This is a genomic window from Flagellimonas sp. 2504JD4-2, from assembly GCF_053642935.1.
In genome coordinates this window covers 447581-465084 of the sequence record NZ_JBSIOV010000003.1, presented here as the reverse complement: position 1 = coordinate 465084, position 17504 = coordinate 447581, and the positions used below count along the sequence as shown (strand labels likewise).

General features: G+C 40.2%; 17 protein-coding genes. 4 read left to right on the top strand and 13 right to left on the bottom strand.

What is annotated here, in order from left to right; genetic code table 11:
• Positions 1-18: 18 nt before the first annotated feature.
• A complete protein-coding gene (uvrA, locus tag ACULLH_RS13445; RefSeq protein ID WP_454089272.1) occupies positions 19-2796 on the bottom strand; it encodes an excinuclease ABC subunit UvrA in 2778 nt (925 codons plus the stop codon).
• A gap of 247 nt (positions 2797-3043) precedes the next feature.
• Between uvrA and ACULLH_RS13440 the strand changes: the two genes are divergently transcribed.
• Positions 3044-3625 carry an RNA polymerase sigma factor gene (locus tag ACULLH_RS13440; RefSeq protein ID WP_454089271.1) on the top strand — a complete coding sequence of 194 codons (582 nt, stop codon included), beginning with the start codon at positions 3044-3046 and terminating at the stop codon, positions 3623-3625.
• A gap of 246 nt (positions 3626-3871) precedes the next feature.
• Here ACULLH_RS13440 and ACULLH_RS13435 read toward each other — a convergent pair whose 3' ends face one another.
• Positions 3872-4534, bottom strand: a complete 663-nt coding sequence (locus tag ACULLH_RS13435; RefSeq protein ID WP_454089270.1) for an endonuclease III domain-containing protein — start codon at positions 4532-4534, stop codon at positions 3872-3874.
• A gap of 55 nt (positions 4535-4589) precedes the next feature.
• Here ACULLH_RS13435 and bcp point away from each other — a divergent pair, with 55 nt between their 5' ends.
• Positions 4590-5048, top strand: coding sequence for a thioredoxin-dependent thiol peroxidase (gene bcp, locus ACULLH_RS13430; RefSeq protein ID WP_454089269.1), 459 nt, complete (start codon positions 4590-4592; stop codon positions 5046-5048).
• 52 nt (positions 5049-5100) lie between these two features.
• Here bcp and ACULLH_RS13425 read toward each other — a convergent pair whose 3' ends face one another.
• A complete protein-coding gene (locus ACULLH_RS13425; protein ID WP_454089268.1) occupies positions 5101-6561 on the bottom strand; it encodes a TonB-dependent receptor in 1461 nt (486 codons plus the stop codon).
• Between the two features lie 88 nt (positions 6562-6649).
• Here ACULLH_RS13425 and ACULLH_RS13420 point away from each other — a divergent pair, with 88 nt between their 5' ends.
• Positions 6650-7414, top strand: coding sequence for an MBL fold metallo-hydrolase (locus ACULLH_RS13420; RefSeq protein WP_454089627.1), 765 nt, complete (start codon positions 6650-6652; stop codon positions 7412-7414).
• 5 nt (positions 7415-7419) lie between these two features.
• Positions 7420-7914: a hydrolase gene (locus tag ACULLH_RS13415; protein ID WP_454089267.1), complete on the top strand. Its 495-nt coding sequence runs from the start codon at positions 7420-7422 to the stop codon at positions 7912-7914.
• On the opposite strand, the gene ACULLH_RS13410 is transcribed toward ACULLH_RS13415, so the two are convergent.
• The 10 genes from ACULLH_RS13410 to ACULLH_RS13365 form a co-directional block, all read right to left on the bottom strand.
• A complete protein-coding gene (locus ACULLH_RS13410) occupies positions 7911-8570 on the bottom strand; it encodes an alpha/beta hydrolase (protein WP_454089266.1) in 660 nt (219 codons plus the stop codon). The genes ACULLH_RS13415 and ACULLH_RS13410 overlap by 4 nt on opposite strands.
• A 100-nt stretch (positions 8571-8670) precedes the next feature.
• On the bottom strand, positions 8671-8994 hold the full coding sequence (locus ACULLH_RS13405) for a hypothetical protein (RefSeq protein WP_454089265.1): 324 nt from the start codon (positions 8992-8994) through the stop codon (positions 8671-8673).
• Between the two features lie 4 nt (positions 8995-8998).
• Positions 8999-10252, bottom strand: coding sequence for a dihydroorotase (locus ACULLH_RS13400; RefSeq protein ID WP_454089264.1), 1254 nt, complete (start codon positions 10250-10252; stop codon positions 8999-9001).
• On the bottom strand, positions 10249-12168 hold the full coding sequence (locus ACULLH_RS13395) for a BatA domain-containing protein (protein ID WP_454089263.1): 1920 nt from the start codon (positions 12166-12168) through the stop codon (positions 10249-10251). The genes ACULLH_RS13400 and ACULLH_RS13395 overlap by 4 nt, the downstream gene beginning before the upstream one ends.
• A 214-nt stretch (positions 12169-12382) precedes the next feature.
• Positions 12383-13390 carry a glycosyltransferase family 2 protein gene (locus ACULLH_RS13390; RefSeq protein ID WP_454089262.1) on the bottom strand — a complete coding sequence of 336 codons (1008 nt, stop codon included), beginning with the start codon at positions 13388-13390 and terminating at the stop codon, positions 12383-12385.
• A 39-nt stretch (positions 13391-13429) separates the two neighbouring features.
• Entirely contained in the window at positions 13430-14377 is a 948-nt protein-coding gene (locus ACULLH_RS13385; RefSeq protein WP_454089261.1) for a hypothetical protein, read from the bottom strand.
• Complete coding sequence (locus ACULLH_RS13380; protein ID WP_454089260.1) at positions 14374-15066, bottom strand: SGNH/GDSL hydrolase family protein; 693 nt, start codon at positions 15064-15066, stop codon at positions 14374-14376. Before ACULLH_RS13380 ends, ACULLH_RS13385 begins: the two co-directional genes overlap by 4 nt.
• Positions 15067-15127: 61 nt before the next feature.
• Positions 15128-15706: a hypothetical protein gene (locus ACULLH_RS13375; RefSeq protein WP_454089259.1), complete on the bottom strand. Its 579-nt coding sequence runs from the start codon at positions 15704-15706 to the stop codon at positions 15128-15130.
• A complete protein-coding gene (locus ACULLH_RS13370; protein WP_454089258.1) occupies positions 15703-16872 on the bottom strand; it encodes a heparan-alpha-glucosaminide N-acetyltransferase domain-containing protein in 1170 nt (389 codons plus the stop codon). Before ACULLH_RS13370 ends, ACULLH_RS13375 begins: the two co-directional genes overlap by 4 nt.
• Positions 16873-16877: 5 nt before the next feature.
• The gene (locus tag ACULLH_RS13365; RefSeq protein ID WP_454089257.1) at positions 16878-17483 is read right to left on the bottom strand and encodes a carboxymuconolactone decarboxylase family protein; all 606 of its coding nucleotides are present in this window, start codon (positions 17481-17483) and stop codon (positions 16878-16880) included.
• Positions 17484-17504 lie beyond the last annotated feature (21 nt).

Sequence of the window (17504 nt, the reverse complement as noted above, 5' to 3'; positions counted from 1 at the left end):
ATATACGATAGCCCGAGGTTATATTTTGTCCTTTAGGTATCTCGCGGTGTGTGATTCTTTACTTTGGATAAGCTCTTCCGGAGTACCTTCGGCTATTAGGTGACCTCCATTTTCTCCACCTTCAGGCCCCAAATCGACAATATAATCGGCACATTTGATCAGTTCGATATTATGCTCGATAACGATAACGGAATGCCCTTTGGATATCAATTCATCAAAAGATTTTAGCAACTTTTTGATATCATGAAAATGAAGTCCGGTAGTAGGTTCATCAAAGATGAATAGGGCCTTTTCCTTGGTGTTTCCCTTAACCAAGAAGGAAGCCAACTTAATCCGTTGTGCTTCACCACCAGAAAGAGTAGAGGAGGACTGACCTAAGGTCACATAACCTAAACCAACATCCTGCAAGGGTTGTAACTTATTTACAATTTTGTCCTGTTGATGGGTTTTGAAATGATGAATGGCATCATCAATGGTCAGACTAAGGATATCGTGGATACTTTTCCCTTCAAATTGAACTTCCAGGATTTCCTTTTTAAAACGTTTCCCTCCGCAGGCATCACATTCCAAATGCACATCGGCCATAAATTGCATTTCCACCGTGATCTCTCCTTCTCCCTTACATTTTTCGCAGCGTCCTCCATCAACATTAAAAGAAAAATGCTTTGCCTGGTATCCACGGAGCTTACTCAATTTTTGGGAAGCAAAAAGCGCTCGGATGTCATCATAAGCCTTTATGTAGGTCACGGGATTTGAACGTGAAGAACGGCCTATTGGATTTTGATCTACAAACTCCACATGTTTGATATGGGAATATTTACCTTCAACCTTGCTAAATTGACCGGCCTTTTCACCATAGCCGCCTACTTCTTTTAAAATAGTGGGATATAAAATCTTTTTGACCAATGTACTTTTTCCGCTACCGGATACTCCCGTCACCACGGTAAGCATGTTCAACGGAAAGGTGACATTGATATTTTTAAGGTTATTTTCACGGGCACCTATGATTTGTACATAATGTTTGGAATTTCGACGTTCCTTGGGCACCTCAATCTCTTTAGTACCATTTAAATAATCTGCAGTCAAGGAGTTGGCCTTTAAGATGGCATCCAAACTTCCGGTAGCCACGACCTCGCCTCCCAGGGTTCCAGCTTCGGGGCCAATATCGATGACTTCATCAGCAGCTTTCATAATATCCTCATCATGTTCCACCACAATTACCGTATTGCCCAAATCCCGAAGGGATAGGAGAACCTCAATAAGATTTTCCGTGTCCTTGGGATGGAGCCCTATGCTTGGCTCATCCAAAATATACATCGACCCAACCAAACTACTGCCCAAAGAAGTTGCCAGATTGATTCGTTGACTTTCTCCTCCCGATAGTGTATTGGATTTCCGGTTGAGGGTTAGATAGCTGAGTCCAACCTTGCTCAAAAAATCAAGCCTCGTAGTGATTTCCTTCAACAGTCGCTTTGCAATGGTATTATCATGTTCCGATAGTTGCAATTCTTCAAAAAATGGGATTAACTTCTTGATAGGCAGTTCAATCAAATCAGAAATGGAGTGTCCTCCTACTTTTACATAATTGGCCTCTTTCCGTAGGCGTTTGCCTTTACAAACTGTACATTTTGTCTTTCCGCGGTAACGGGAAAGCATTACCCTGTTCTGGATCTTATAGCTTTTCTCCTCCAATTGCTGAAAAAAGGCATGGATCCCCACAAAATGTTCGTTGCCATCCCAAACCAATTGTTTTTGTTCTTCCGTCAGTTCAAACCAGGGTTTGTGAATGGGAAAATCAAACTTATAAGCAGCATTGACCAATTGATCCCTATACCAGCTCATACTTTCTCCCCGCCAAGGAAAAACTGCATTTTCAAAAACGGATAAAGCGGTGTTGGGAATAACCAAATCCTCATCGATACCAATAACATCGCCATAGCCTTCACATTTTGGGCAGGCTCCGTAAGGGTTATTGAAACTGAACAGGTGTACGTTGGGTTCCAAAAACTTCAATCCGTCCAATTCAAACTGGTTACTAAAGGTTTTGGTCTCCCCATTTTCCAAATTTTCAATGGCACATTGCCCTTTCCCTTCAAAAAAAGCATTGTCCACAGCATTCGCCAGACGGTTATAAAAATCCTCATCATCTTTTACAATGACCCTATCCACAACCAAATCGAACTTTCTACCTATATCATTGGGAACATTATCAATTCGTATGACCTCTCCTTTATATTTGATTCGAGCGTAACCTTGTTTGGAAAACAATTCCAAGGATTTTAAAGGATCCCTTTCATCCTTTATGGTGATGGGGGCAAGCAATAATAGTTTGGTTCCCTCGGATAGCGGTTTTATATAGTTGATGACATCCGTGACGGTATTTTTTTTGACCTCATTGCCAGAAACCGGTGAAATTGTTTTGCCAATGCGGGCATACAGCAACTTTAAATAATCATATATTTCGGTCGTGGTACCTACTGTTGACCTGGGATTTGTTGAGTTTACTTTTTGTTCGATGGCAATGGCAGGGGCAATACCTTTTATATAATCAACCTTTGGTTTGTCCAATTTTCCCAAAAACTGTCGTGCATAGGACGACAGACTTTCTACATAACGTCTCTGGCCTTCAGCATATAACGTATCAAAGGCCAGACTGGATTTTCCCGAACCGGAGAGTCCGGTAATGACCACAAGCTTGTTCCTAGGAATAACAACATCGATATTCTTAAGGTTATGCAGTTTGGCACCTTTTATGATGATATTTTTCTTAGGATCTATGTTTTGGATCGTGGACATATGTTAAAATTAGGGTTCCAAAGATACAATACCCCACACTTAATACGTATATTGTATGAGTTAACATCGAAAAATGCCCAAATCACAACATAGTTTTTCTGCGAGCACACTGTTTTTCTATATTTGATGTGTAATTAAAAAGCTGATAGGCCTATACAGAAATAATTACTTTTTTAAAATTAAGCTAATAACTCCAAGTCCTTCTTGTAAAAGGGAGGGCCCTAGTTTTAACCAAAAAGTAATTTGTATGGAACTACAGATTGATGACTCGATATTAGTTAAGAATTACATTGCCGGAGACGAAAAGGCACTTGAAAGTCTTATCAACCGCCATAACCAGAGAATTTCCAGTTTTATTTATTCCAAAGTATTGGATAGGGATGTTGCAGAGGACATCTTCCAAGATACCTTCATTAAAGTGATCAAAACCCTTAAAAGGGGAACTTATAGTGAAGAGGGTAAGTTTTTACCTTGGGTGATGCGAATAGCCCATAACTTGATCATTGATCATTTCCGTAAGAACAAGAGGATGCCCAAATTTGAAGGTAATGACGATTTCAACATCTTCTCTGTAATCAAGGATGAAAAGCTAAATGCTGAAAAACAAATCATCAAAGATCAAATTGATAGCGATTTGACCCTTTTGATAGAAGAATTACCTGAAGATCAGAAAGAAGTACTGATCATGCGTATCTATAAGGACATGAGTTTTAAGGAGATATCCGAAAACACTGGTGTCAGCATCAATACAGCTCTGGGAAGAATGCGATACGCCCTTATCAACCTAAGAAAGATCGTAAATAGGAATAATATCGTTTTAACGAATTAATCTGCATTCTATCGAACACAGCAATATTTCCATATTAGCGGCGTTATCTAATTGTAACATTAATGCTAGAATATGGAAAATATTTACTCTGAAGAACAAAAAACCGTTAAATCGGTAAAAGCTAGAAGAGAAACTATTGATTTCTTGCTTAGCTATTCAAAATCGATTCAAGTAGTTGATTACAAAAAACACAAATTTGAAGTAACCTTGAATTAGGACTTCAAAACTGAACAAAAAGAGCCGCAATTAGCGGCTCTTTTTGTTTTTATGGTATTCATTAAGTACGGTCTTCCGACCAATGGTCTTGGTAATAATGTCCTTTTCCAGATCCCATCCACGTGCTGGAGAGTATTCGCGACCATACCATATAATCTGAAGGTGCAGTTTGTTCCAAATTTCTTCAGGAAACAATCTTTTGGCATCTTTTTCGGTCTGCACCACATTTTTACCATTGCTGAATCCCCAGCGGTACATAAGCCTATGAATATGGGTGTCTACGGGAAATGCTGGGATACCAAAAGCCTGTGACACCACGACACTGGCGGTTTTATGCCCCACGGCCGGTAACTCTTCAAGCAGTTCCATTTCTTTCGGAACCTCACCATTGTATTTTTCAATCAATATTTTGGATAACCCATGGATTCCCTTTGATTTCATTGGGGAAAGTCCTACCGGTTTTATAATTTCCCGAATCTGATCCACAGTAAGTTTGACCATATCATAAGGATTGTCCGCTCTTGCAAATAGGAGAGGGGTAATCTGATTTACCCTTACATCCGTGCTTTGGGCCGACAGGAGTACGGCAATTAATAAAGTATAAGGATCATTATGGTCCAAAGGGATAGGAATGGTCGGATAAAGTTCATCCAAGGTCCGAATTGTGAAAGCTATTTTATCTTGTTTTGTCATTTTTGTTTAACTTTGATAAAAATAAATTAAACAATTGATTTAAAGTTGAATACATATGAATACCTTAAAAGCGGGTGATAAAGTACCTGAATTTTCAGCAAAAGACCAAGATGGAAACACTGTAAATCTTTCAGATTTTAAAGGAAAGAAATTGGTGGTCTTTTTCTATCCAAGAGCGAATACACCAACATGTACCGTTGAAGCCTGTAATATAAGGGATCATTATGGAGAACTGCAGCAGCATGGATTTGAAATTTTGGGAGTTAGTGAGGATACAGAGCGCAAGCAAACCAATTTTCGCAATAAGTTTAAGTTTCCGTATCCTTTATTGGCAGACACTGACCATGCCGTAATCGATGCTTTTGGAGTATGGGGACCCAAAAAGTTTATGGGGCGGGTATTTGATGGTATCCATAGAATCACATTTGTCGTTGATGAAAATGGTGTTGTCGAAAAAGTAATAGATAAAGTGAAGGCAAAGAACCATGCAGCCCAAATTTTGGAAGAAGCATAATACACAAAAAGGCCCACAAGTGGGCCTTTTTAACATCTATTACTGGAATTTCTTAAGCTTTTTCCTTTTCAGGGAGTTGCTTCTTTTTGGCGAACAGCTGTTTCTCCTTGATCATTTCAGAAATCCCTTCAGGCAGCATTTCTTCCCAACCTTCTTCGTCATTTGTGATTCGTTTTAGCACCTCTCTTGAGAATATGTGCATGATATCAGGATCATAATCGATTATGTCCATCACCTTACCATTGTACTTAAAGAATTTGTACAATTCCTTCATCCTTGGATGCACCTTTACGTTGTTACTGGTCATGATTTGGCCGGTAGTCGCATCTTTCATCGGATATAGGTATACCTTCAAATCTTTAAAGAACAGTTTTCCAAATGCCTCCAAGATTCCACCGCTCAGGTCACGATAATATTTTTCATCGAATACATCCACCAAATTATTGACTCCCATGGTCAATCCTATTTTGGCTTTGGTATAATTGTTAAAGTACTCAACCAGTCTATAATATTCTTGGAATTTGGAAATCAACACGGTATGACCTAGGGAGCACAGTAATTCTGCGCGGTCCATAAAATCTTGCTCATCAATCTCACCCGCTGCCTTAAGGTTGGATAGGGTAATCTCGAACACAACAATGGTATTTTCGTATTCCACGGTTTGTTCCCGTATAAAAATGTCGTACGACTTTTGGAACATATCCATATTGACCTTGGTCACGGGACGGAAACTTCCGCGAAGTGCCAAAATGTTCTTTTTGTATAATACCGCGGCCGGTAATAAGTTATTCCCATCTGGACCAAACATAACCGCATCGGTCATATCGTTTCTAATAAGCTGCAGACTCATTAATCTATTATCCACATCTTTGAAATTAGGACCTGTAAAATTGACCATGTCAAGTTCTATGGTATCATGGTCAATATGATCATAAAGGTATTTGAGTAATTTTTTTGGCTTGTGATATTTGAAGAAAGCGCCATAAATCAAGTTTACACCCAACGTACCCAAAGTTTCTTGCTGCAGTCTTGCCTCATTTTGCTTGAAACGTACATGGAGCACGATTTCGTCATATTCCTTTTGTTTGGGATCCAGTTGAAAGCGGATACCGATCCAACCATGTCCTTTGTATCTTTTCGAAAAATCGATCGTGGCCACGGTGTTGGCGTAGGTAAAAAACAAATAATCAGGATTGTTCTCCCGGCTAATTCGCTCCTCAACCAAATTCATTTCATGAGCCAACATTCGCTTTAACCTAGCTTGGGTTACGTATCTGCCATCTTCTTCAGAGCCATAGATGGCATCACTAAAAGCTTTGTCATAGGCGCTCATTGCTTTTGCTATGGTTCCTGAAGCCCCACCAGCCCTGAAAAATTGCCTAGCGGTTTCCTGACCTGCGCCAATTTCCGCAAAGGTTCCATAAATGTTAGGGTTGAGATTTATTCTAAGCGTTTTCGCCTTAATGGACGGAATATTTTCAAACGCATTTTGATTGTTAGGTGCAGTGGCCATAACCTGGATTTTAATAAAAACAAAGTTACACTCTTAATCAAATCTATTAAATAAATAAGTTATAATTTTGATTTTAATGGATGACGTGATGACCATTACTTTTTTGGGCACGGGAACCTCCCAAGGAATACCCATTATTGGAAGCAATCATCCAGTTTGTCTAAGTTCAGATCCGAAAGACAAAAGGCTTCGTGTTTCGGTGTTGATCTCATGGAATGACTTTCACTACGTAATAGATTGTGGACCCGATTTCAGACAACAAATGCTAGCCAATCCCATCCCCAAATTGGATGGAATATTATTCACCCATGAACATGCAGATCACACCGCTGGTATTGATGATATCCGACCTTTCTTTTTTAGACAGGGAGATATTCCAATCTATGCGCATGAAAGGGTGGCGCAATCCCTAAAAAGACGCTTTGATTATATTTTTGCCGATGAAGACCGATATCCTGGGGCCCCCGCCGTCAAAGTCAATCTGGTTGAGAAGAATTCACCGTTAAAATTGGAAGGATTGGAGGTAATCCCCATTGAAGCTTACCATAACAGGCTTCCTGTTTTTGGTTATCGTTTTGGTGATTTTGTTTACCTGACCGATGTGAAACGTGTTGAAGAAGATCAAATGGAAAAAATCGCCAATGCAAAGGTCTTGGTAATCAATGCACTGCGCAAAGAACCCCATCATTCACATTTTAATTTGGACGAAGCCCTCGTTTTTGCTGAAAAAATGGGTGCTGAAAGGACTTATTTTACACATATTAGCCATTTACTGGGATTCCATGCAGAGGTGCAGCGCGAACTCCCTGAAAATGTTTGTTTAGCCTACGATAATTTGAAACTAAAGATTTAAAACCCATGAAGAATAAAATCTTCCTTTATTTATTTGTATTTGCCGCATTGATTGCATTGTACCAATTCATTAGTGCTAACAACCTGCAGAAGAGCATGAGTTCTGATGTTGAAAAATTGCGGACCGAAGTTGCCGGTCTTAAGGATTCACTTCAGCAATCGCAACTGAGAATAATGGATATGCAATACTTTTCTTTGGAAAACAATGATGATGCCTTGGCCTATTACGACCATTTGAACTTGAAAAATCCATCCAGATATATTGAGGACAAGCTGTTGGAGACCAACGAGAAAAAAGGAAATAACCCACTAGTTCCTTATGAGGGAATGGAGAGTGATTTCAAAATCAATAAAATCAAAATTCTAAATCACAGATGGTTGTTGGCCGATTTTTCCGACGGAAAGTACTGGGGTGATTTGGTCATCAAATATGAACTCAAGGATGACCTTGGTGTTGATTTTACCTTGATGGATCATTTATTGTATACGAGAAGCAACTAAATATGTTGCTTTAGCCAATCCCTGAACGAATAGAAGTTTTGTTGGGAAACCCCATGTCCAATTGGAAATTCCTCATATTTGTGTGACACTCCCAATGCGGTTAAAAAATCGGGCGTTTTTTGGGCCCATTCCAAAGGAATCACTTGGTCTACCTGACCATGAGAGGCATAAATATTAAGTGAGCTATGGTCCTTTTCCTGATAGCCTTGCAACAAGATGCCTTCATTGACATAACCGCTCAAGGCAACGACATTCTTAATTTTTTCTGGGAAGGAAAGTGCGACGGAATAACTGAGAATGGTTCCCTGGCTAAAACCTAACAAGGTAATATTCTCCCTGTCCAATCCATATGCATCACAGGCTTCGTCAATGAATGCGACTATTTTGTCTCGAGAACTTATGGCCTGTTCATCATCACTCCATTTTCCATATTCCGCGTCAAAGTTAATAGCATACCAAGCATGCCCAAAGGGCTCAAGGTCATAAGGAGCTTTAACGGAGATTACATGGAGTTCCTCAGGGAGTTCCGAAGCAAATGAGAACAAATCTTCTTCATTACTTCCATAACCATGAAACATAAAGATTGAAGGAATTTTTCCGGAGGTTAGAGACGATGGCCTCTGTAGGTATTCCAAAGACAGTGAGGTGGGGGACATCTATTTTTGTTATTCGTTGATATGTTATTGCGTTAGGCCAGTTTCCTTCATTGTATTTTTACTGACTACTGACTACTGACTACTGACTACTGACTACTGACTACGGAATAAAGGTAAACCATTTTTGAAAATGTTCGCCAATAATTGGAAGCGGTTTGGTTTTTCCGTTTAGGGCTTGCAAAAATCCATATCCCCAAATAATTAAATACAGAAAATACAATCCAAACGAAGCATAAACTATCCCCGTATAGGTCAATACAATGGCCAAGGCGTGGAAAATCAAATGGATGCCAAAGGCCTGTCGGGTGTGAAACCGGGCGTAAGCATTCTTTGGTTCGATGTTCATAGTAATGGCAATCAGACTTCCCACTATGGTAATATAGGCTATGATAGCAGTTGTTTTTCCGGGATTGGACTTGCTCAAAATATTAGATTGAAATTTGGTTGTTATTTATGATTCCATAAACCTTACCTTTTAGGGGGCTTTCCAAGAACATGCTATTTTTTGAAGTTGACAGAATATTTTCCGTTTCAAAAACTGATTCTGGTTCGGGATCAAAAAGCGTCAAACAGGCTTCTTGTCCTTCCTTTAGCTCTGGGGTAACCAGACCAAATCGCTCACGTCCCTTGGTCAGCATTGCAATGGTATCCTCCAAACCGAAAACTCGGTTCAAACTACCAAATGCCGATTCCATACCAATAGTTCCATTGGCTGCGTTGTCAAATTCAACCCGTTTTTCTTCCACATCGATGGGAAGGTGATCTGTGGTCACAAAATCTACGGTTCCGTCTTTAAGTCCCTTGATCAATGCCTTGCAATCTGAAGCACTACGAAGGGGAGGGGATACTTTATAAAAGGTATCAAATTCTTTTAGGGAATCATCCGTGTATATCAGATTATGAATGGCCGCACTACAGCTAACATTTAACCCTTTCTTTTTGGCGTTGGCAATCAACTTCACTGAATTTGCCGTCGAAATGGTAGGAATATGCAATTTGCCGCCCGTATATTCCAAGATAAAAAGGTCCCTTGCAATCTGTAACTCTTCGGCCAGACTGGGGATTCCTTTCAGGCCTAAAGAAGTGGAGATTTCCCCTTCATGAACAATGCCCTTACCTTTGATTTGGTTATCCACTGGAAAAGAAAGCACCAAACCGTCAAAATTCTGTGCATACAACAATGCAATTTTTAGAAGGTTCGGATTCGAGATTTGTTTTTTGAAATCATAGAAGGCCACCGCCCCTGCATTTCCCATGTCATATAGCTCGGCCAAATCAACACCTTCCGCATTTTTCGTCAGAGTTCCCAAAGGGTGCAAGCGCGTGGCGCTTCCATTTGCTCTTTCCTTAAGGAAAACAACATCAGAACTGGTATCCGGTACGGGTTTGGTATTTGGATTCAAAACGATATCGGTAAAACCACTACGGGCTGCTACCTTGAGACCGTTTGCTATGGTTTCGCGCTCTTCAAAACCAGGTTCGCCAAAGCTGATACTGGAATCGAACCACCCTAGTGAAACATGTAAGTTTTTCTTATTGACAATCTTGCTGTTTGAAGGTGCCTCAATAGAAGCTGCTATCTTTTCTATAACTCCTTTCTTAATAAGGATATCCCGCTTTTTAAGGTGTAGCGCCTTGTTCTCGGGGCATATTATTTTGGCCGACTTCAGCAGCATGTTCATGTAACAAATTTTTGAATGATTACTTCAATGAGCGCCAGAAGCAGCGCTAAAATAACAAACCATTTCCAATAAGCGGTAATGGTATTCTCTGATTCGAGATGGTCAAAGAGCGCAGGAATGGAATTTTGAACGTTTGCATTGTCCAAATTATCCAGATTTATGTAATTGAGCTGACTCTCTTTCCTGGGATAATTAAAACTGATATTCTTAAGGAATTCGTTTTCATTTAAAATATCGAATATGCCATCTGTTGTTGGGTTTTCATCAAAGGTCAAACTTACCTTGTTGGGAAAACTCTGTTGCAGGGGAATAAAAGCATTTCCTTGTTGCGAGACACTCAAGATGTTGTCATTGGCCAAACGAATGGAAACATCAATGGTCTTTGCTTCTCCAATAGTATGATACAGCTCAGATGTTTTCAAACTAAAGACCCCCATATTGTAGAAAGTGGGCACGATCAATGGCGAATTCTTAAAATTGGAGTTGTCATCTTCCAATGAAGCAGTGAACAGATAAAAGCCATCATTTCCAATCAAAAAAGCATCGTTTCCTTCCAGGGAAAGTATTCGCGGGGCTCGAGACTGAACCTTATACGAGTACTTCAGATAGGGATATTGAAAATTATCGACCTTCCTTTCAAATACGTTGCGATATAACGGATGTCCGAATGAGATCGAAGTGATTTTTTTCTCTGAGTCACTTCTTTCCGTCAACCTAGTTCCATAAAAACCTGATAAGAACTGATTATAAGAGGTCAAATCGCTTTCCTTGGATGGAATAACGATAAGCGTGCCACCATTCTGTTTAAAAATACGGAGCACTTGCTGTAAACTATTGGGAATCGCTGTCAAGCTATTCAATATAACAACGTTTTGCTGGTCAATAGCGCTATAATCCAACTGATTCAAGGTAGTCTGCACCAATTCGAATTCATCCGAAGTATACAATCTTGATAAGTAATCTGCAGGCTCACCAATGGACAAAACGCGTATCCTTTCTTTTTTATTGATGTTGAAGTAGAACTGATTATCATAGTTCAAACCCGCATCCGTGATTTGAAGTTTTCCTTTGATTTCCTTGTTTGCAGGAATGGAAAACTCCACTGCTGACCTGCCATCAATTTTAAACTTCGCAGAAGTCTTGGCAATCAAGGTATCACCGTTATAAAGCGAAATCGGTAAGTTTTCGCCATCATCTCCACCGGAAAGAAGCGTTGTTAGCGAAACCTGGTCCAAAGGACCATTTTTTATGTGGACGGAATCTATCGTTACGTTTTTAACCTCTTGGGGCAGCATTGAAACAAAATACGAGGTAATCGAGGAGTCTGCCGGTATCGATGTGGAAGCTAAATTTTGTTGAAAATCGGATATCAGGATGAGATTTTTTTGCATGGCATTTGATTCCGAAAACAGGGTGTTCCCCTTTAACTGGATTTCATCCAATGTCAGCTGTTTATGCGAATAGGGGAGTGACAATAAATTGTTCTGAATGTCCTTGACCCTAATATTTTTAAAGGTACGTTGGTTGGTGAAAAGACTAAAAACCTGCTCCGCATCCAGGCTCTTTATTAGGTTTTGAACCGATTTTTCAAGTAAAGTAATCCCGTTGGCTTTGGCCTGCATACTGAACGAATCGTCAAGATAAACCACAGTTTCCTTTTGTTGGAGCGCGGTTAGCGAGGCCGAGAACGGTTGGGCAAATGCGATAATTAAGCACGCTAAAAGAAGTAACCTTGTCAACAGCAGCAACCACTTCTTCAGCGTATTGCTCTTTCTTGATTCCGAAACCACTTTCTGTAGCATGGCCACATTGGTGAAAGGAGTTTTTTTAAACCTTCGAAGCTGAAATAGATGGATTAAAATGGGAATTAGTAGGAGAAAAAGGGCCCAAAGAATTTCTGGATGTTTAAACTGCATTCCCAACTTTGATTGGACAAATATAGATATTTAAACAATGTTCAATTAATAATTGGTCAATAAACAATAGCCAATTAACAATTTTTTATGTAGAGTGATCTGTTTGCATGTTCAGTAAGCAGTGAACAGTGAACAGTGAGCAGTGAACAGCAAACAGTGAACAGCAAACAATTTTCAATGATCAATGGACAGGAAATAAGAATTGTAAATTGCACTAGCAAAAGAAGAAGAAGTCTCGCATGGAAATTTGACCGATTGAGGCGAAGAAATCCCTTATTTCAGTTTGCGCTTGTTCATTGGCCACTGTCACGACACTTTGTGGGTTTTCCAATTTTTCCAGGGCTGTAAAATGTACCAACTCTTTACCATAAACATTTTTTCCAATCTTTTTGGGGTTGTCGCAGAGCCAGGTGAAATCGATTTTACGCTCCACAAGTTTTTTTGCAATGGTCTTTCCTTTAAATCCAGCTCCCCAAATAGCCAGCGGTCGGTTCTTATCGTGATCCAACTTCAAAAAGTAGTGAAGTTTGATATCCAAAAAATAGTTTTGGGCATAATGCTCATGGGTTCGTGAGGTTCTGTCATCATAATCACGCCACAAATGCAAGATTTCGTTACAGGGAATGATTTTCAAGTCTTTTTCATAGAATCTAAATGTAAGGTCATAGTCCTCAGGATATCTATCAGGATCAAAAGCTCCGCAATTGTCGAAATCATCGCGGAAAGTCATCCAACAGGGTGATGGAATTACACACTCCTTATAGATTTCCGTATAGTTTGAGCCCGTGGAGGTCAATCGATTTAGCCATTTTTCATAGCGCTCATACCCATTGCTAATACCTCTATGGGAAAAATATTTTACCAGACCGACCGAAACGTTTCCAATGCCTTTTTCAACCAAACCATTTGCCATGGAAGACAATCGGTTGGGTTTCATAATGTCATCTGAGTCCATTCGGGTGATTAAGGTTCCTACGGAGTTCGAATATGCAGTCCGCAAAGCTGGGATAATGCCTTCGCCTTGATTTGGAATTACTTTTATTCGTGAATCTTTCTTGGCATAGGAAGTCAACACATCAAAACTTGTATCCTTGGAATGGTCATCAATGGCCAATACTTCCCAATGCTGATACTCCTGATGCAGTATGGAGTCCAGACATTCCGGCAGAAAGTGCGCAGTGTTTTTAAAAGGGATAAGGATACTGACCTTGGGATTTTGCATTATGCAAATTAAAGAAAATCGATAGGGATGTTACTCTAATTAGTATTTAGCAGGACTTTGCAATAGGTTTATATCAATTTTGGCCTTGTACAGTCTGCTGTTTCCATTTTGATAAGTATCCAAGAACTTTGAAAGGGCGTCAATGGATTGAATCGAGCCATCTGGATTTTGACTTCTTCGACTTGTGAAATACAAAACATTATTATCCTCATCCATGAAAGGGCAGTAGTCCATATACTTGGAATTTATGCCGAAGGGTAACGGCTTTGCCTTGGACCACTCACCCGAGGAGTTTTTGTAGCTGATGTAAATATCACCACTTCCTTGCCCATCTTCTCGGTTGTAGCCACCAAAAAGAAGATAGGAATCATCTGAGGATATATAGGCATTGTATTCAAATCCTTCAGAATTGATATTGGCATTTAGGGGAGCGGGAGTAGCATAAGTCTCATTTTCGTAGCTGGAAAAGAAAATATCATCCCTTCCAAGTGCCCCTGGGCAGTCGCAGGTAAAATAGAGGTTCCCGTTTTTTGCTACGGCCGGATAAAACTCGTTGCTCTCCGAATTTACCGGAGCACCCATATTGATGGGATTGGACCATACCGAGGTCAAATCCTTTCTTTGAACGTACCAAATGTCAAAATCTTTGGTTTCCTTTTGGGTATTATCCAATGGTCTGTTGGATACAAAATATAATTTCAGGCCATCAGGGCTTAAAAAAGGTTCCAAGTCTTTATACGCCCCAGAAAAGAGAGCAATTTCAGGTGTTTGCCATTCATTTTCTTTCTTTTTGGAACTTGCTATAACCGAAATTTCCTCGTTTGCGGATTGAATCGTAAAATAGGCCTCATCTCCGGTTTGGGTCATAGCAAAATCCCGGACCTTATCAAATTGCTTCAGCACTTCCAAGGCAGGTGAAACAGAAACCTCAGTTTGACCGAAACCAACTACTGCACACAGGAGAAGAGGAATTAGCTTTAACCTCATTTTTTAAGTAATGCTTGTTGTATGGCTTTCTCTGCTAGTGATTCCATGATTTTGTACCCTTTAGAGGTGGGATGTACGCCATCCTCTGCCAATTCTTTGGGTAGTCCATTTCGTTCATCTGCCATCGAACTAAAATAATCCAGATAAACAATATCCATTTGCATGGCAGTTTCCTTAAGCAGGGAATTCAGCTTCGGGATTTTTAGGTTAGGTTCTAATCCAGGTCTCCACGGATAATCAAATGCCGGTACCACCGAACAGATAATGGGATGAATTCCATTGGACTGGGCAAGCTGGACCATGGAGAGGATATTGTCATGAATCTGTTGCAAGGTCATAGGTCCCGTATTTCCTGCGATATCGTTTGTTCCCGCTAGAATAAGTACAACTTTTGGTTGTAGCGCTATAACATCTTGCCGAAACCTCAACAACATTTGTGGCGTAGTCTGACCACTTATACCTCTGTTTATATATGGTTTGCCTTCAAAAAACTGTGGATTGGCAACAGACCATCCTTCTGTTATGGAGTTGCCCATAAAAACTATACGGTCTTCTCCTTTCATCGGAACTGAAAGACTGGAGTTGGCTTCTTGGTATTTTTGAAGATTAGCCCAATCTTGGGCTTGGAATGTTTGGGTAAATCCTAAAAACGAGAGCACAATAAGGAGTGTTAATTTGATTTTTTGCATACCGTTGATTTATCTAAAAATAAGAATTTAATACCCGCACCGGAACCTGTAAAAATCATCTTTACTTCTTTGGAGGAGTAATCATTATGTGGGCTCGATGGGTCCCTGGATCCATTAGCCATGCATGTCCAGGGGGTGTGGGAGTGGTAGGTAAACCTGTAGATTCTCCTGTCGCAAAGGGGATATAGAATACGTAGCGCACATATGGATTTTCAATTTCCTTGGTTTCCTGGTTGACGGTTCCGGTAAATACACACAAGGTGGCCTTGTCGGGCATTTTTAGTTTCCCAGCTTTAACTTCTTCTTCGCGCATGTCAAAAATCTCTTGACCTTCTTTTCCCTGCGCCTTTAATTCTCTTCCACGGGCCATAAAGGGCTCTAAATCCTTGTGATAGGCCGCTGTGGAGAATTTTTCCCTTTTTGGGTCATCCGCAAGGGCAATATAATCGTTGGTGCCATTTCTTAATGTGGTAAAATTCCCGTTTGAATCATAACCATACACCTTGGCTCCATCTTTATAGTCCTTTGGGACGGCCATTAAAGCTGTTTTTATCTGCCATTCTTTGGATGGAATTTCCTGAGCACTAAAAAGATGGCTGCTCAATACACAAACGATAAGTAGAAAGATGTTTTTTCTCATAACTTTAATTTATAGCCTTTTCGCTCCAGCCATCCTGTAAACAAAACGACCAATAGCGCAAAGCAGAAAGAAATCAATAAACCAACTATACCGGAATTCAACACTTCAGGCAGTCTAATATAACTTAAGTTTCGCAAAGGGTAGATAAAATAGGGAATCATATAGCAGGTCAACGTTGCTGTGCCTGCGGGTTTTATGAAATCGGCCCATTTGGTAATTTTATTGACATCTGCTATGTAATGCAATACAACAAAGGACAAAAAACCGATACCACTGCATACGGCCAGCCATGACGGGGTGCCTTGAATCTTCGAAATACCCCAGATGTGTCTAGTACCATAACCATAAACCAAACAGACAAGGCCCAACAACGTTAGAACCAGATATTGCATTTTAATGCCTGCCTTCGCCAATTTTTGGAATAACAATGTGGTAACTACTCCTGCAGCTGTGAATGCTGGGATTGTTCCGGAGTACAGTGCTGAAAAATAACCGATGAAACCATCAAATTGCAGCATATCGGTCGATGTTGCCATTACCGCTAGCACATTGAATAAAATCCATAAAACTAACATGGCAAATAAATTCCCTTTGGTAAATAGGTAGGCGAGTGCATTGGCCAAGTAAGCCCATCCTATGAGGCCAAGTATACCCCACCACTGGGGTCTCAGCCAATCTTCACCGACACTACCACCTTTGTAGACTATGGCCAAATACAGGAAAATTAACAAACCGGCAGCTTGGAGCGGAAGGTGCCATTTTTTACTAACCGGACTCTTTTTCCAGTTCATCCAAACAAGGACCGTTGCAGCTGCCATTAAAAAACACCACCATGACTTTCCTAATCCCAAAGTTGCATGATGCGTTTCATAATTGACCATAAAATACCCAATAAAAAGTAAGGATACTGAGCGAATTATGATATGTTTTCCGATAGTGAACCCACTTTCATTTTTTGAAATCCTATGTTGGATGGCATAGGGAATGCTGAGTCCAACAATGAAAAGAAACAACGGGAAAATCACATCGGAAAAACCCAAATAATCCTCTGAGCCTGAAGCATGTTGCAACCATTTTGGCACCTCTGTCAAGGTCCAAAAATCATTCACCCAAATCATTAGTACCATGGTCAAGGCCCTTAATATATCAATGGATGCTATTCTCATGTTCGCTATTTATGATTCCAATTATCTGGGTCCGCACTTTCATTTGGAGACAATCCCAAAATATCCCCCTTGGTGTTCACTCCGAGGCCCAGAACTGTGCGGTTAACATAGTTAAAGTAACTACTAACCTGATTTATTTCCAAAATCTGTCCGTCAGTAAAACCTGCATTCCTCAAACCAACAATATCATGTTCAGAAATTGCTGTATGGGAAACGGTCAACTTTTTGGCATACACCATTCCTGCCAAATACTTCTCCTCAAATATACCATCAACCTTATCTGCCTTGACGGCCTTCAAAAAGTCTTCTGCTTTTGCATCATCATTTAGCAACCTTTTGAATCCTTCAAAATGGTGTTGAACGCAATAATCACATTCATTTAGGTGGCTCACATAAATACCAATGGCCTCTAAATACCATTTGGGGAGCTCATTGTTGGAGTTGTGGAGCACATTTTTATAAAGTGTCATATGCCCAACAAGTGAATGTGGTCGTAAACTATGGATGGAAAGGACATTGTCCACATTGTTGTTCGGTCCTTTGACCCGGTCATAAATTCTTTTCAATTGCGGGTCCGCATTTTCGTAATCAACAACTTTTATCCAACTCATAGTAAATCGTTAGCAATACAT

What these genes read in the sequence shown, in the direction of transcription:
- ACULLH_RS13365 (WP_454089257.1), bottom strand. Translation starts at nt 17,483, where the DNA reads ATGAGTTGGATAAAAGTTGTTGATTACGAAAATGCGGACCCGCAATTG.
- bcp (WP_454089269.1), top strand. Translation starts at nt 4,590, where the DNA reads ATGAATACCTTAAAAGCGGGTGATAAAGTACCTGAATTTTCAGCAAAA.
- ACULLH_RS13415 (WP_454089267.1), top strand. Translation starts at nt 7,420, where the DNA reads ATGAAGAATAAAATCTTCCTTTATTTATTTGTATTTGCCGCATTGATT.
- ACULLH_RS13440 (WP_454089271.1), top strand. Translation starts at nt 3,044, where the DNA reads ATGGAACTACAGATTGATGACTCGATATTAGTTAAGAATTACATTGCC.
- ACULLH_RS13420 (WP_454089627.1), top strand. Translation starts at nt 6,650, where the DNA reads ATGACCATTACTTTTTTGGGCACGGGAACCTCCCAAGGAATACCCATT.
- uvrA (WP_454089272.1), bottom strand. Translation starts at nt 2,796, where the DNA reads ATGTCCACGATCCAAAACATAGATCCTAAGAAAAATATCATCATAAAA.
- ACULLH_RS13375 (WP_454089259.1), bottom strand. Translation starts at nt 15,706, where the DNA reads ATGAGAAAAAACATCTTTCTACTTATCGTTTGTGTATTGAGCAGCCAT.
- ACULLH_RS13400 (WP_454089264.1), bottom strand. Translation starts at nt 10,252, where the DNA reads ATGAACATGCTGCTGAAGTCGGCCAAAATAATATGCCCCGAGAACAAG.
- ACULLH_RS13395 (WP_454089263.1), bottom strand. Translation starts at nt 12,168, where the DNA reads ATGCAGTTTAAACATCCAGAAATTCTTTGGGCCCTTTTTCTCCTACTA.
- ACULLH_RS13435 (WP_454089270.1), bottom strand. Translation starts at nt 4,534, where the DNA reads ATGACAAAACAAGATAAAATAGCTTTCACAATTCGGACCTTGGATGAA.
- ACULLH_RS13390 (WP_454089262.1), bottom strand. Translation starts at nt 13,390, where the DNA reads ATGCAAAATCCCAAGGTCAGTATCCTTATCCCTTTTAAAAACACTGCG.
- ACULLH_RS13385 (WP_454089261.1), bottom strand. Translation starts at nt 14,377, where the DNA reads ATGAGGTTAAAGCTAATTCCTCTTCTCCTGTGTGCAGTAGTTGGTTTC.
- ACULLH_RS13425 (WP_454089268.1), bottom strand. Translation starts at nt 6,561, where the DNA reads ATGGCCACTGCACCTAACAATCAAAATGCGTTTGAAAATATTCCGTCC.
- ACULLH_RS13410 (WP_454089266.1), bottom strand. Translation starts at nt 8,570, where the DNA reads ATGTCCCCCACCTCACTGTCTTTGGAATACCTACAGAGGCCATCGTCT.
- ACULLH_RS13380 (WP_454089260.1), bottom strand. Translation starts at nt 15,066, where the DNA reads ATGCAAAAAATCAAATTAACACTCCTTATTGTGCTCTCGTTTTTAGGA.
- ACULLH_RS13370 (WP_454089258.1), bottom strand. Translation starts at nt 16,872, where the DNA reads ATGAGAATAGCATCCATTGATATATTAAGGGCCTTGACCATGGTACTA.